Raw genomic sequence first — 12416 nt, 5'->3', positions numbered from 1 at the left:
CGAGAGCCCGCACAATTTTTTTATTTAGATTCAGAAGAAGTTGAAGTGTTAAACGTGTCTTTTAAGTCTTTGTCTTCCACTTTTACGTCAGCTTTTTTCATGACTTTTTGAATTGCCGCCTGTACAGCTGAGTTGTCGTTTAATTTCTGTTTAAGAACTTCTTCTTTCAGTTCTTTTTTCATGTCATCATATTTGCCGCGTTCTTCTGTCTTTTTGATGATATGATAACCGAATTTTGTTTTGACCGGATCGCTGACTTGTCCGACTTTCAGACCGAATGCAGCTTTGCTGAATGTTTCATCCATTGACTTTTTATCGAACCAGCCAAGGTCGCCGCCGTTGTCTTTTGAGTTGTCAGTTGAATATTCTTTCGCAAGCGTTTCAAACTTCTCGCCTTTTTTCAGCTTTTTCTCCACTTCGTCAGCTGTCTTTTTGTCAGCGACAAGGATGTGGCTCGCACGGATTTTACCTTTTAAGCCGTCGTAATATTCTTTCGTATCAGCGTCAGTCACTTTGATGTTGTCTTTCGCCGCTTTTTGTGCAAGCAGTTCGTACTTCACCTGATCTTTCAGGTAATCTTCGCCGTACTGCTGTTTAAGGGCGCTGTACTGATCGCCGAGCTGCGTTTTGTACTCTTTCAGCTTGTTATCGATTTCTTTATCCGATACTTTGTATTTTTTTGCTAATACTTTTTCTTGTACGAGCTGTGTCAGCACACTTGCGCCCGCGGTTTTTTTCATATTCGTGTAGAGCTCGCCTTTTGTTACATTTCCGGCATCCGTCTTGGCAATCACGTCGTTGTCGCCGCTGCTGCAAGCGCTGAGAGCCAGGACGCTCGTTGCCGTAATAGCTGCTATCGCGATTTTCTTCATTCCTTTAAACACTCCTAATCATCCAAATTAAATTGCATATGCGTATCATAACATATTGTGGCTTTCTGTAAAAAGATTTTAAATAAAGGGCATTCGTCTAGTCAAACTTTTTCCTGATACATACAAATATATTGATCATGAAAAGGAGGTAATGAACCATGGGCGGAGGATATTCAAACGGTTTCGCACTGCTCGTAGTACTGTTCATATTGCTTATCATCGTAGGTGCAGCTTACATTTGTTAAGCGAAACGGATCGCTTTTTCTAAAAGCGGTCCGTTTTCTTACCCGGGCGCCTAATCGTTTCAGAAGTAAATTGCATATGATGTAATTGGAAAAATAAAACGTTTTGTAGGAGGTGCTTTTGGAGATGGGTGAAGTATTTGCAGGCGGTTTTGCATTATTGGTTGTTCTGTTCATCTTATTGATCATCATCGGCGCTTCTTGGCTTTATTAAGAAAAAAATATGGCTGTCGGGGGTCAGACCTCCGTCAGCCATATTTTTTTGCCTGTTTACACAGTAAAGGAGATCTCGACGAATGAAGAGATCAGTAAAATTAAAATAGATACATTAATAAAACGGAATACCTTATCCTGCCGGTCTTCAGGAATCTCTCTGACAAGGCATAATGTATTTGTGAGCCTGTTTATGAAATAAAGAATAAACAGGGCAGCCACGATAAAATAGAATAAAATGATGGGAGATTCCCCCTCTCTCTGAACTGCTCCCATATTACATTACCAAATATTTATTAAAAAAGATAGAATGTAACCTGAAAAATCAGCGGGATATCAAGACTCCGGCACTTTTTTTACTAATATATCAAAACCGTCGGATTCCTGGTCAATCAGACATGATTTGGGCGCTTTGACCAGGTGCAGCGCAAACAGAAGATCAGGCAGGCAATAACCCGCATGAATGCTCGAAATCATATAAAAGTAATGAGCGTGTCTCGGAAATGCCAGTCCGGCATAAAACAATAACGGCGTAATGAATAAAAACGGGCTGATCGTAGAAATCAGCATCGTCGTTTTCGGTATGCCTTTCCAAGTCGGCATCCGCAAGAAGTACATTTTCATTTCCTTTTTTCTTTTTTTACAGATCATCGGCAGGACATGTATGACTTTATGTACAAATAAAGTAACAACGAGCAGAACACAAAAAGCAAACACGTGCCCGTCACTTAAACTGATATTCGGACGCAGCAGCCCGAATGCCAAGAAGTTGCATATAAAAAACAGGATCATAAAACCTACAGCAGTCAATAATAAACGAACCGCACCATAATCTTTGATCAGATTAATGGTTTTCCAGCAATTCATCAGAGTCATCCTTCCGTACAAAGATGGAATACAATCTCAAAATAATTTACTCTCTTCAGGAGAAAAAATCAATCCTTTTTTAAAGAAAAAAAATAACCCCGGAAAGGGAAGAACAGAAGAGCTCGGTGAAACATGGAAATGTACGGTTTAACCTTTCTTCTCTATTCATTATCAGCTAAAATAAGATTAAAGATAGAAAGAAGTGAAACGGATGGATTCAATGGATCAGCGTATCGGGCGTTTAGAATATTACATACAATTGCTGGTGAAAACGGTGGATATGGATAAGTACCCTTTTTATGCGATGATGATTGAAAAAGGGCTGACCGAAGAAGAAGGAGAAGAGGTCGGGCGGATCTGCCGCGAATTGGAGGACGAGCTGAAGTCGCAAAAAGCGCAAGGCTTTGTGACGTTTGACAAGCTCCTTGCGCTTTTTGCGGGACAGCTGAACGAAAAATTAGATGTTCATGAAACGATTTTTGCTCTGTATGAGCAGGGGCTTTATACAGCGCTGATGGAAGAATTTATTGAGATTATGAAGCACTTTGATTAACTGTTGATCGGTTCCAGCTCTTCAGCCGTTTTATGGACAGCCGATTCGTCCGTTTTTTTCTTCAGCCTTCCGTCTTCACTATCAAAATCATTGTTTATGTTTGTCAATGATTTCTCGAATATCTCCATAAAATCCTCGCCGTAAATGTGGCGGATGACACAGGTTAATTCTTCAACTTCCGGAAACTTCCCGAATAAGTGGTAGATCGGCTGTGAGCCTTTAAACACCGCGTTTCTCGACGGGTCAAACTCCTCAAGCAGGCTTTCGAATACATTTTCCCCTTCTTCTGTTAACTGAATGTACGTGTTCCGTTTATCATTCAGCCGCTTGGAAAATTTCAGATATCCCCGTTCTTCAAGCTTTTTTGAAAAGTTAAATGCAGTTGATACGTGCATAACGCCGAATTTGGCGATTTCTGAAATAGAAGCTCCTTTAAGCTGATAGGCAATCCATAATATATGATGCTCATTAATATTAAGGTCGTACGGCTTCAGCCAATTCTGCCAGTCTTTCTCGATAGATTTCCAGAGCGCTTTGGACAGCTGCGCCATTTTTTGGGTATAGATTAAAGCTTCTTTTAGATCGTAAGGCGGTTCAACACGATTCAATACAGATCACCTGCTTCACATTTTCTTTTCCTCTATTATGCCAATAAAATAAAGATTAATAAAGATGAAAATTTAAGAATTTTATAATAAATTCTTCATCCGTTGCTGGGAAAGGCTTTAAACCGCAAAAAAAAGTGCGGAACGCAATATGTCCGCACTTTTTTTGGTTGTATAGGATATTAGTTTTGTAAGGTTTTCTCCAGCTGTCTGATTTTCTCTTCAATATCAGCGATTTCCTTTTGGAGATCCTGCTGGTGCGGCTTGATTTCCTCCTGCCACCTTTTAATGCTGGTCTGAAGCTCTCCGCCTACGTCTTTAATGACTTCTGCACTTTCTTTCGCCGTTTGGACAAGCTGGTCCTTAAGCGCCATTCCGTCTTTTTTTAACCGTTTGATTGTGTCCTCAATTGAATTGCAATTTGCTTTGATTTTGCCCCGCAGCTCTTTTCCGGATGAAGGAGCCGAAAGTAACACCGCTGCGCCTCCGATCAATCCGCCTACGAAAAGGCCTGTTAAAAGGGAACGTCCGTCAGCCATTTGAAATCACCCCGTTTTTTTTCTCATAACTTTTATCATTTTTGTTCAGAAGAATAAACTTCTATACATAGCTTGCTTTATTTTAGCATATTTTTTAAGGGAAAAGGAGGGAGAAGGTTGTCTGTCTTTATGATTGTTTTATCTTGTATGGCTCTTGTCTTTGCGGCGGGCGCCGTTTATTACCTGAAACTGCTCGGCCAGGCCGCTTCTTATCCGCCGAAGCGGGTCGTCCGCCAAAAGGCCATCGTCTGCTCAGCAGGAACCGCCCTCACATTGTTCCTTATCTTTTTCACAAAACTTCTCGTATAAAACATGCTGAAACACATTAAAAAACCTCTTCCGGCCGGAAGAGGTTTCGGTATGCGGTTATTTCACCGTTTCAATCATATTGGACCGTTTTAAGATCGTCTGCACAATCGGATGCATAATGATAATGGCGATCGCATTCAGCGCAGCCGCCGGAAGGACGACCGCGAGCACCAAGGCGGTGAATCCGCCCGGCAGGCCGACAATCAGAAGGGCCAGCGCCAAAAAGAGCAAACCGGAGATGAAGGTGCCGGCTATTGTAATGACGGCGGCGGCCGCTGTTTTCACGCTCTTTTTCACTAAAAGCACCAGCGCGAGAAACAGAAACGCCGTTACCGGTTTTTCAATGATATTCGGAAGCTGTCCGCCCGGAAAAGATGTCGTGAGTGCGGAAATAATTCCCGTTACAATCCCGATCATCAGCACGTTCTGCACACGGGGGAATAACAGAATACCCATAAACATCATCACAAGCATCATATCGGGCTTCATTCCGAATAATACCGGCGGCATAATGGAATGAAGCACCGCTCCGATTGCCGCAAACAGGGCCATAATGACTAATTCTTTTGTTTTCATACTAAGCTCTCCTCTGCTAAGCTTTTTCGCCATCCAATAATATGCTCGTCATTTATTGCGATGGCCGGAAAAATTGATATGCAAACAGTATATCAAAGGAACCGTTATGTTAGAAGAAATTTATTCGTTTTCCTGCTGGAACTTTTTCATAAACTGAGCCAGTTTTTCACAATCAGCCAGGCTGACGGCGTTGTAGATAGACGCCCTGCATCCTCCGACTGAGCGGTGGCCTCCGAGTCCGGTCATTTTAGCCGCTTTCGCTTCTTCAACGAATTTTTTCGTGAGACTGCTGTCGCGGAGGGTGAATGTGACGTTCATGTGAGAACGGCTGTCTTTTGCGGCATGCCCCGCGTAAAACCCGCCGCTTGCGTCGATTGTGCCGTACAGGACGTCGGCCTTTTCCTGATTGCGCCGTTCAGCCGCTTCGACACCTCCGTTTTCAGCCAGCCATTCAAGGACGAGGCTCAGCATATAAATCGCAAATGTAGGCGGCGTATTATACAGTGAATCGGCTTTTGTATGTGTGGAGTATTTCAAAATTTTAGGGACGTTGGCGTTTTCGTTTTCAAGCCATGATTTTTTCATGATGACGACCGTGACGCCGGACGGACCGAGGTTTTTCTGGGCGCCGCCATAGATGACATCAAACGTTTTGACATCAATTTTTCTGCTCAGGATGTCGCTTGACATGTCGGCTACGAGCGGGATCGGTGAATTCGGGAACTCTTTCCACTGCGTTCCGAAAATCGTGTTGTTGGACGTAATATGCAGGTAGGCGCCGTCTTTGATTCCTGTGAGGTCCGCTTCCGGTATGTGGTTATGGTTTGAATCTGCGCTTGTTGCCGTGACGGATGTGTTTCCGAACAGTTTCGCCTCGGCGAGCGCTTTTTCAGACCATGCGCCCGTTACGACGAAGTGCGCCGTTTGCTGCGACGTTAAAAAGTTCATCGGCAGCATGGAGAATTGAAGGCTTGCGCCGCCTTGAAGAAATAAAATATCATAATCGTCGGGAATATCCATCAGTTCTTTCAGAAGGCTTTTTGCTTTTTGATGCACCGCATCATATTCTTTGCTCCGGTGGGACAGCTCCATGACGGACATGCCGGTGTCATTGAAGTTGACAAATTCTTTCTGTGCTTTTTGCAGCACATCCAGTGGAAGGGCTGCGGGTCCTGCATTGAAATTCGTTGTACGTTCCATGTTTACGATCTCTCCCTGTTTTCCGCTTTAGTGTAAGAAATAATACAATTATCCTATCACAATTTTTTGATTTTTTTGATATGAAAAAATATAATTTTATGTTTTTTGTGTTTCCGGACGCAAAAAAACCTCATCTTTAAGATGAGGCAAGCCGTTTTCTGACGGTTGAAGCGATCTCCTGAAGATCGTCAGGCGTATAGTCTTCGGCGTGTGTCTTCCAGACAGCCCCGAAACCGTCGCCTTTTCCGTAACGCGGAATGATATGCATGTGAAAATGGAACACCGATTGGCCCGCTTTTTCACCGTTGTTATTGAGAATATTCAGCCCGATCGGCTCGAATTCATCGCGGATGGCGCGTGCAACTTTCGGCACCGCTTCGAAATATTCTTTAGAAAGCTCAGGCGTAAACTCGTACACGTTTTCAATATGTGTTTTCGGGATCACGAGCGTATGGCCTTTTGTGACCTGGCTGATATCAAGAAACGCCACAACATGTTCATTTTCGTATACTTTTGAAGACGGAATGTCACCGGCAATGATTTTGCAGAAAATACAATCGTCCGCTTTGTGCATAGATGGGTTTCCTCCCTGAAAAGAAATATATGTATATTCTCATCGTACCACAAAAACGGCCAAAACAAAAAACAGGGTGAACGGCTGCGCGTTCACCCTGATGCAGAAGTACGAGCTTTATCACAGAAAATTAAATATGCCTTTTGTAAGCACCTCATTTGTTTTTAAAATGAAGACTTATGGGTCTGCTTAATCATTCCTGGGACAAACACCTCATTTGATTATTTCATCATGAATGAAGAACATCATCAAAGCAGTGTGTGAAGAAATTGTAAGCACAGGACATGTTGATTTTCATCCAACTGTTCTAAGACGTCTTTTATAAACACCTCATTTTCAGTTGATTAAAGCTGTTTCCTTCTACATACATATGATGTCCGCCAAAACGATAACTATGCACGCTTTTCACGTGAGAAAAAAAGGGAATCGTTTCAAATCAGACTTTATTTTTGGTACTATGAAGAAAAACGAATCAGAAGGGGAGAAATTATGTCTCTGCTATCGGTAAAAGACTTAACCGGCGGTTATACGAGAAACCCGGTCTTAAAAAATGTTTCATTCACCCTTGAGCCGAACCAGATTGTCGGACTCATCGGATTAAACGGCGCGGGCAAAAGCACGACGATCCGGCATATTATCGGATTAATGGACCCGCATAAAGGCTCGATCGAGCTGAACGGCAAGACGTTTTCGGAGGATAAGGAAAGCTACCGCTCGCAATTTACGTACATCCCCGAAACGCCGATGCTGTATGAAGAACTGACGCTCAAAGAGCATCTGGAGCTGACGGCCATGGCGTACGGCCTTTCCAAAGAAACGCTTGAAAAAAGGCTTCCTCCGCTTCTGAAAGAATTCAGAATGGAAAAAAGGCTGAAATGGTTTCCCGCTCACTTTTCCAAAGGGATGAAGCAGAAGGTCATGATCATGTGCGCGTTTCTCGCGGAGCCTTCGCTTTATATCATTGACGAGCCGTTCCTCGGCCTTGACCCGCTGGCGATCAATGCATTGCTGGAGCGGATGGACGCCGCGAAAAAAGCCGGATCAAGCGTGCTGATGTCAACCCATATCCTGGCTACGGCAGAGCGCTACTGTGATGCTTTCATTATTTTACATAACGGCGAAGTGCGGGCAAGCGGCACACTGGAAGAACTGAGAGAGCAGTTCGGCATGAAAGACGCAGCTCTTGATGACTTGTATATTGAACTGACGAAGGAAGACGCCGGCCATGAATAATATGTCTACTATTTGGCAGTCCCGGCTTGAAGAGCATATAAAGGAAACCAGAATGTATATGAAATATATGCTCAATGATCATCTCGTCATTGTGCTGATCTTTTTTATTGCCGGCGCGGCGAGCTGGTACAGCAAGTGGGTCAAAGACATTCCCGTTCATTTTCCCTCATTTTGGGTGATGGCGGTGCTCTTTTCATTTGTGCTGACCGGTTCATACGTCCGGACACTGTTAAAGGAAGCGGACCTCGTGTTTCTGCTGCCGCTTGAACCGAAAATGGGGACATACTTTAAGCATTCATTTAAGTACAGCTATCTGTCACAGCTGTTTCCGCTTATTGCTCTGTCGCTTGTATGCATGCCTCTGTTTTTCGCTGTAAGTCCGGGGGCGTCGCTTGCGTCGTATGCCGCAGTATTTATTCAGATGCTGGCGGTAAAAGCGTGGAATCAGGCCATGGAGTGGCGGATGACGTTTATGAATGACAGAAGCATGAAAATGATGGATGCGGTCATACGCTTTATCTGCAATATGCTGCTTTTATACTTCGTCTTACAGTCGTTTTATGTGTACGCTGCCGCCGTCTACATTGTGATGGCCGGCCTTTATGTGTATTTCACATCGGCCGCAAAACATAAATCATTAAAATGGGAAGCTCATATTGAATATGAATTAAGAAGGAAGCAGCGGTTTTACAGAATCGCCAATCTGTTTACCGATGTGCCTCACCTGAAAAAACAGGCAAAACGCCGGGCGTATCTCGACTTTTTGCTCAGAATGATTCCGTTTGAGCAGCGGAAAACGTTCTCCTATATGTATGCGCGGGCCTTTCTGCGTTCAAATGATTATCTCGGCATTCAGGTCAGGCTCACGATTATTTTTATCCTGATTATTATGCTCGTTTCCGCCAATCCGTGGATCACGGCGGCGTTAACCGTATTTACCGTCTTTATTACGGGAATACAGCTTCTTCCGCTGTTCGGGCATTTTCATCATCTTTCTCTGCAGGAGCTTTACCCGGTCAATCAGAAAGCGAAGCTGCAAAGTTTCTTTTCGCTGATGAAATCAGCATTAACCGTGCAGGCGCTGCTGTTCTGTGCAGCGTCAGCCTATGCCGCGGGAGTCAGCGGGGCGCTGTATGCGGCCGTTGCTTCAGCCGTTCTGATTTTTGTGATCATGCCTTCGTATATGGGCGGAAGATTGAAAAAGTACGGCAAGCTGTAATCAATCGGGTTTTTGAAACCTCAATGAAAGAAGGAGACACAGATGACCGACGATCAGCAGCTGATACAGGAAGCACTGCAATGGAAAGCGCGTTTTTTGCGCAAGGATTCTATGCTTGAACGCTTTTCTAAAGGAATGCAGGCGAAAATAAATGAGCGGATTCCCGATAAAATTCATGCCGTCATCACAGAAAGCATTAAAAAAATGACCGAAGCAACAATGACGGGTTCAAATCTGGTGAAAAGCAAGCGGGATACAAACGGTATGACGCTTGCTGAAAAAGATGCCCTCGCCAGACAAACCATCGCATCGTACCAAAAGGTCGCGGCAGCCGAAGGTATCGGTACGGGGGCCGGCGGAATTTTTTTAGGGATGGCTGATTTTCCTTTGCTGCTATCCATTAAAATGAAATGTCTGTTCGATCTTGCCTCCATTTACGGCTATGATGTGAAAGACAGGGATGAGCGATTGTTCTTGCTGTTTATTTTTCAGCTGGCTTTCTCAAGCGGTGAACAGCGGAAACGCATATACTCAATGATTGAACAGTGGGATTCGAAAAAGCATGATGTCGATTGGAGAGTTTTTCAGCAGGAATACCGCGATTATCTGGACGTGGTGAAATTGTTTCAGCTTTTGCCGGTCGTCGGAGCCGCCGTGGGCGGAGCGGCCAATTATAAACTGCTGTCACAGCTCGGTGAGACGGCAAGGCACGTTTTTCATTTAAGAATCACAACAGCCGGTACGTAATGTACCGGCTGTTTTTTATGTCAGCGGGGGTAGCTTACCGCGGCGCCGATAAGCACCTTGGCGGCCGTCAGCATCGCTTTTTCATTAAAATCAAATTTCGGGTGGTGATGAGGATAAATGGTTTCCGCATTTTCTAAAGCGGCGCCCGTAAAGAAAAAAGCGCCTTTTGTATGCTGCAGATAATAGGAAAAATCCTCTCCCGCCATTTGCGGCTCTCCTTCAACGACTTTCGTAACGCCGTCTGTTTCCGCTGCGGCTGCCGCCGCGTGCGCCGCTTCCTCAGGATGATTGACGACGGCGGGATAGCCGCGTTTGAAACGATATTCATAGGAAGCGGAGTGCATGGAGCAGATTCCTTTTACGACGGCTTCTATTTCTGCTTCGAGCAGGCTGCGCACACTTTCGTCAAATGAGCGGACGGTGCCTGATATGACTGCCTGATCGGCAATCGCATTAAACGGATTTTCAGCGGTGAACGAGCCGGCTGAGATGACGGCCGGCTGCACCGGATTTACCCGCCGGCTGACGATATGCTGAAGAGCCGTGACGATTTGTGAGCCGATTAAAACGGCGTCTTTCGTATCGTGAGGGATCGCACCGTGGCCGCCTTTGCCGATGACTTTAATCGTAAAACCGTCAGCGGCGGCCATTACTGGGCCCGGGCGGCATAAGACCGTTCCGACGGGTTCAGTCGCCCATAGGTGTGTGCCGAAAATGGCATCGACATGTTCGAGGCAGCCGTCCTCAATCATTGCTTTTGCTCCGCCGGGAGATAATTCCTCAGCGTGCTGGTGGATCATCACAAATGACCCTTTCAGTTTTTCCCGGTTGCGGTACAGCACTTTTCCGGCCGCGAGGAGAGCCGCCGTATGGCCGTCATGCCCGCAGGCGTGCATGACGCCGGGAATTTGTGAAGCATAGGGCACATCTTTTTCATCCTGTATCGGCAAAGCGTCAAAATCAGCTCTGAGTGCCACGACCGGTCCCGGTTCACTGCCTTCAATACAGGCTGTGACACCGTTGCCCCCGACATTCGTCCGGATAGGGACGCCGAGCTTTTCATAAAATGAGGCGATGAACGCCGGTGTTTTTTTCTCCTTAAAGGATGGCTCGGGATTCATGTGAAGGTGACGCCTGATTTCAACCATTTCCTCATACAGCCCGTCAAGCTGAGCGTTTAAGCTTTTTTGAAGTGTCGTTAACGTCAAAAGCGATGCCCCCTCGTCTGCTTTTCCCATGATTGTATAGAAAATATCAGAAGATTTCAATCTTTTTGCTACGGGAGAATGATGATGGCGGCGATCGTCGTGACGATAAGTCCGGCCGCAACCGGGATAAAGTTTTTCCTGGCAAGCTCAAACGGGTCAACTTTACAAATAGCCGCAGCGGGAATCAGTGCCCAAGGGACCAATGTTCCGCCCCCGACCCAGATCGCTGAAATCTGGCCCAGCGCCGTTAAAACGGCCGGGTCCGTATGAAGCGCGGCAGAAAACAGCTTTGCCATCGAGCCTGCAAGAGATATACCGGAAAACCCAGACCCGTCGAGCCCGGTAATCGCACCCACTGCGGCCAGTGCGATGCCGGCGAATTCTCCGGACATCGGAAAAGAATGGGACAGGGCCAGTCCAAGGTCATTGACGATCCCCGCAGACCCTTTCGGCAGCGGGGTGTTCAAAATATTTTTAAACCCCGCGTCACCGAGATAAAAGAAGGCCGCGATCGGAATGACGGGGCCGAATACTTTAAAGCCGAATTGAAAACCGCCGATAAAATACTCGGTGATCTTTTCTAAATGCCGCTCTTTATATACAATGAAATGAATGATCAGGAGAATGCCGATCGCGGTTCCTCCGACGAGTGCCGTCGCATCGTTTCCTTGGAGGCGGTATACGATCATGCAGATAATATCGGCGAGAAAAACAAGCGGAATGAAAACCGCCAGGATCACCCTGAGTTTTTTCGGCAGATACATACTTGTGTCCAAAGAACCAGAGCTGTCCAAGGAGAGGGGGGCCTTCGTTTTTTTTCGATCCCGCATGATGAGGAAGAAAGCGGTGATTGTCGTCGTTAACCCCATGATCAAAACGAGCGGAATACTTGCCTGCATGACATCGCTCACGGGAATGCCCGCGGCGTCGGCCGTTAATTTCGGGGCCGCCTGAATGACGTAATCGCCCGATAAAGCGAATCCGTGGCCGAACAGGTTCATCGCCATAGCCGCGGCGATCGGAGAAAGGCCCGCCCGGATCGCTGCGGGAAGCAGCACAGCGCCGATCAGCGCCACCCCGGGTGACGGCCAGAAAAAAAGAGAGATGGCAAACATCAGACAGCCGATAACCCAATACGCGACAGCCGGCCCTTTCATCAGCTTTGCAAACGGAGAAATCATCGCTTCATTAATACCGGTTTCGGTCAAAAGGCCGCTCATCGCCACGATAAAACAAATGATGAAAATCGTCGGCAGCAATTCTCCGGCGGCATACGTAAAGCTGTGAAACAGGCTGCTGACCGAAGCGGAGAATGAATGCGTCGTCCATAGCGCAATCACAAAAATGCCGGCGAGTGAAATAAAGGTTGTATCTTTTCTGAGAAGCATAAAAACGATAATGGCCGCGATAAAAGCAACATAAAGCAGATGTACCGAGTAGACGCCGATCCCCAATTGAA

General features: G+C 45.9%; 17 protein-coding genes. 7 read left to right on the top strand and 10 right to left on the bottom strand.

All coding sequences use genetic code 11. The features are described 5' to 3' along the window. Window positions 1-20: 20 nt before the first annotated feature. On the bottom strand, window positions 21-872 hold the full coding sequence (locus OWN49_RS04245) for a peptidylprolyl isomerase (RefSeq protein ID WP_003155249.1): 852 nt from the start codon (window positions 870-872) through the stop codon (window positions 21-23). A 158-nt stretch (window positions 873-1030) separates the two neighbouring features. Between OWN49_RS04245 and yhzE1 the strand changes: the two genes are divergently transcribed. Both yhzE1 and yhzE2 read left to right on the top strand, forming a co-directional pair. After that, complete coding sequence (gene yhzE1, locus OWN49_RS04240; protein WP_017417375.1) at window positions 1031-1117, top strand: sporulation protein YhzE1; 87 nt, start codon at window positions 1031-1033, stop codon at window positions 1115-1117. Between the two features lie 124 nt (window positions 1118-1241). Further along, the gene (gene yhzE2 / locus OWN49_RS04235) at window positions 1242-1328 is read left to right on the top strand and encodes a sporulation protein YhzE2 (protein ID WP_003155248.1); all 87 of its coding nucleotides are present in this window, start codon (window positions 1242-1244) and stop codon (window positions 1326-1328) included. Window positions 1329-1384: 56 nt separating this feature from the next. On the opposite strand, the gene OWN49_RS04230 is transcribed toward yhzE2, so the two are convergent. Together OWN49_RS04230 and OWN49_RS04225 are read right to left on the bottom strand one after the other, a co-directional pair. Beyond that, window positions 1385-1603 (bottom strand): hypothetical protein, encoded by a 219-nt coding sequence (locus OWN49_RS04230; RefSeq protein WP_003155245.1) that lies wholly within the window; start codon window positions 1601-1603, stop codon window positions 1385-1387. A 60-nt stretch (window positions 1604-1663) separates the two neighbouring features. Next, a complete protein-coding gene (locus OWN49_RS04225; protein WP_007409225.1) occupies window positions 1664-2194 on the bottom strand; it encodes a DUF3267 domain-containing protein in 531 nt (176 codons plus the stop codon). Window positions 2195-2405: 211 nt separating this feature from the next. On the opposite strand from OWN49_RS04225, the gene OWN49_RS04220 reads away from it, so the two are divergent. Then, window positions 2406-2747 carry a YhaI family protein gene (locus tag OWN49_RS04220; RefSeq protein ID WP_015388481.1) on the top strand — a complete coding sequence of 114 codons (342 nt, stop codon included), beginning with the start codon at window positions 2406-2408 and terminating at the stop codon, window positions 2745-2747. On the opposite strand, the gene OWN49_RS04215 is transcribed toward OWN49_RS04220, so the two are convergent. Together OWN49_RS04215 and OWN49_RS04210 are read right to left on the bottom strand one after the other, a co-directional pair. Beyond that, the gene (locus tag OWN49_RS04215; RefSeq protein ID WP_176283227.1) at window positions 2744-3355 is read right to left on the bottom strand and encodes an HTH-type transcriptional regulator Hpr; all 612 of its coding nucleotides are present in this window, start codon (window positions 3353-3355) and stop codon (window positions 2744-2746) included. The genes OWN49_RS04220 and OWN49_RS04215 overlap by 4 nt on opposite strands. A 179-nt stretch (window positions 3356-3534) precedes the next feature. Beyond that, window positions 3535-3891, bottom strand: coding sequence for a YtxH domain-containing protein (locus OWN49_RS04210; RefSeq protein WP_007409224.1), 357 nt, complete (start codon window positions 3889-3891; stop codon window positions 3535-3537). A gap of 117 nt (window positions 3892-4008) precedes the next feature. Between OWN49_RS04210 and OWN49_RS04205 the strand changes: the two genes are divergently transcribed. Continuing rightward, the gene (locus tag OWN49_RS04205; RefSeq protein ID WP_003155235.1) at window positions 4009-4200 is read left to right on the top strand and encodes a hypothetical protein; all 192 of its coding nucleotides are present in this window, start codon (window positions 4009-4011) and stop codon (window positions 4198-4200) included. A 57-nt stretch (window positions 4201-4257) separates the two neighbouring features. Here OWN49_RS04205 and OWN49_RS04200 read toward each other — a convergent pair whose 3' ends face one another. The 3 genes from OWN49_RS04200 to OWN49_RS04190 all read right to left on the bottom strand — a co-directional run bounded on the left by OWN49_RS04200 (window position 4258) and on the right by OWN49_RS04190 (window position 6550). After that, on the bottom strand, window positions 4258-4776 hold the full coding sequence (locus OWN49_RS04200) for a tryptophan transporter (protein ID WP_069013599.1): 519 nt from the start codon (window positions 4774-4776) through the stop codon (window positions 4258-4260). Window positions 4777-4896: 120 nt separating this feature from the next. Then, window positions 4897-5976 (bottom strand): 3-phosphoserine/phosphohydroxythreonine transaminase, encoded by a 1080-nt coding sequence (gene serC, locus OWN49_RS04195; RefSeq protein ID WP_077722012.1) that lies wholly within the window; start codon window positions 5974-5976, stop codon window positions 4897-4899. A gap of 136 nt (window positions 5977-6112) precedes the next feature. Beyond that, window positions 6113-6550: an HIT family protein gene (locus OWN49_RS04190; RefSeq protein WP_003155232.1), complete on the bottom strand. Its 438-nt coding sequence runs from the start codon at window positions 6548-6550 to the stop codon at window positions 6113-6115. Window positions 6551-7039: 489 nt separating this feature from the next. Between OWN49_RS04190 and OWN49_RS04185 the strand changes: the two genes are divergently transcribed. The 3 genes from OWN49_RS04185 to OWN49_RS04175 are packed head-to-tail and all read left to right on the top strand — an operon-like array spanning window position 7040 to window position 9749. Further along, on the top strand, window positions 7040-7783 hold the full coding sequence (locus OWN49_RS04185) for an ABC transporter ATP-binding protein (protein WP_176283228.1): 744 nt from the start codon (window positions 7040-7042) through the stop codon (window positions 7781-7783). Next, window positions 7776-9002: an ABC transporter permease gene (locus OWN49_RS04180; RefSeq protein ID WP_007409219.1), complete on the top strand. Its 1227-nt coding sequence runs from the start codon at window positions 7776-7778 to the stop codon at window positions 9000-9002. Before OWN49_RS04185 ends, OWN49_RS04180 begins: the two co-directional genes overlap by 8 nt. 42 nt (window positions 9003-9044) lie before the next feature. Next, window positions 9045-9749, top strand: coding sequence for an EcsC family protein (locus OWN49_RS04175; protein WP_058906677.1), 705 nt, complete (start codon window positions 9045-9047; stop codon window positions 9747-9749). A 20-nt stretch (window positions 9750-9769) separates the two neighbouring features. Here OWN49_RS04175 and OWN49_RS04170 read toward each other — a convergent pair whose 3' ends face one another. After that, complete coding sequence (locus OWN49_RS04170) at window positions 9770-10957, bottom strand: M20 family metallopeptidase (protein ID WP_077722014.1); 1188 nt, start codon at window positions 10955-10957, stop codon at window positions 9770-9772. Window positions 10958-11025: 68 nt separating this feature from the next. Then, the gene (locus OWN49_RS04165; RefSeq protein WP_058906679.1) at window positions 11026-12411 is read right to left on the bottom strand and encodes a hypothetical protein; all 1386 of its coding nucleotides are present in this window, start codon (window positions 12409-12411) and stop codon (window positions 11026-11028) included. Window positions 12412-12416: the final 5 nt, after the last annotated feature.

Origin of the sequence: Bacillus sp. NEAU-242-2 (assembly GCF_027853835.1) — a bacterium.
GTDB lineage: Bacteria > Bacillota > Bacilli > Bacillales > Bacillaceae > Bacillus > Bacillus velezensis.
Note: the sequence above shows the minus strand (reverse complement) of the source record. Positions and strands in the feature narration are given on the sequence as shown.

What these genes read in the sequence shown, in the direction of transcription:
- OWN49_RS04185 (WP_176283228.1), top strand. Translation starts at nt 7,040, where the DNA reads ATGTCTCTGCTATCGGTAAAAGACTTAACCGGCGGTTATACGAGAAAC.
- OWN49_RS04220 (WP_015388481.1), top strand. Translation starts at nt 2,406, where the DNA reads ATGGATTCAATGGATCAGCGTATCGGGCGTTTAGAATATTACATACAA.
- OWN49_RS04180 (WP_007409219.1), top strand. Translation starts at nt 7,776, where the DNA reads ATGAATAATATGTCTACTATTTGGCAGTCCCGGCTTGAAGAGCATATA.
- OWN49_RS04245 (WP_003155249.1), bottom strand. Translation starts at nt 872, where the DNA reads ATGAAGAAAATCGCGATAGCAGCTATTACGGCAACGAGCGTCCTGGCT.
- OWN49_RS04200 (WP_069013599.1), bottom strand. Translation starts at nt 4,776, where the DNA reads ATGAAAACAAAAGAATTAGTCATTATGGCCCTGTTTGCGGCAATCGGA.
- OWN49_RS04210 (WP_007409224.1), bottom strand. Translation starts at nt 3,891, where the DNA reads ATGGCTGACGGACGTTCCCTTTTAACAGGCCTTTTCGTAGGCGGATTG.
- yhzE1 (WP_017417375.1), top strand. Translation starts at nt 1,031, where the DNA reads ATGGGCGGAGGATATTCAAACGGTTTCGCACTGCTCGTAGTACTGTTC.
- yhzE2 (WP_003155248.1), top strand. Translation starts at nt 1,242, where the DNA reads ATGGGTGAAGTATTTGCAGGCGGTTTTGCATTATTGGTTGTTCTGTTC.
- OWN49_RS04190 (WP_003155232.1), bottom strand. Translation starts at nt 6,550, where the DNA reads ATGCACAAAGCGGACGATTGTATTTTCTGCAAAATCATTGCCGGTGAC.
- OWN49_RS04230 (WP_003155245.1), bottom strand. Translation starts at nt 1,603, where the DNA reads ATGGGAGCAGTTCAGAGAGAGGGGGAATCTCCCATCATTTTATTCTAT.
- OWN49_RS04225 (WP_007409225.1), bottom strand. Translation starts at nt 2,194, where the DNA reads ATGAATTGCTGGAAAACCATTAATCTGATCAAAGATTATGGTGCGGTT.
- OWN49_RS04175 (WP_058906677.1), top strand. Translation starts at nt 9,045, where the DNA reads ATGACCGACGATCAGCAGCTGATACAGGAAGCACTGCAATGGAAAGCG.
- serC (WP_077722012.1), bottom strand. Translation starts at nt 5,976, where the DNA reads ATGGAACGTACAACGAATTTCAATGCAGGACCCGCAGCCCTTCCACTG.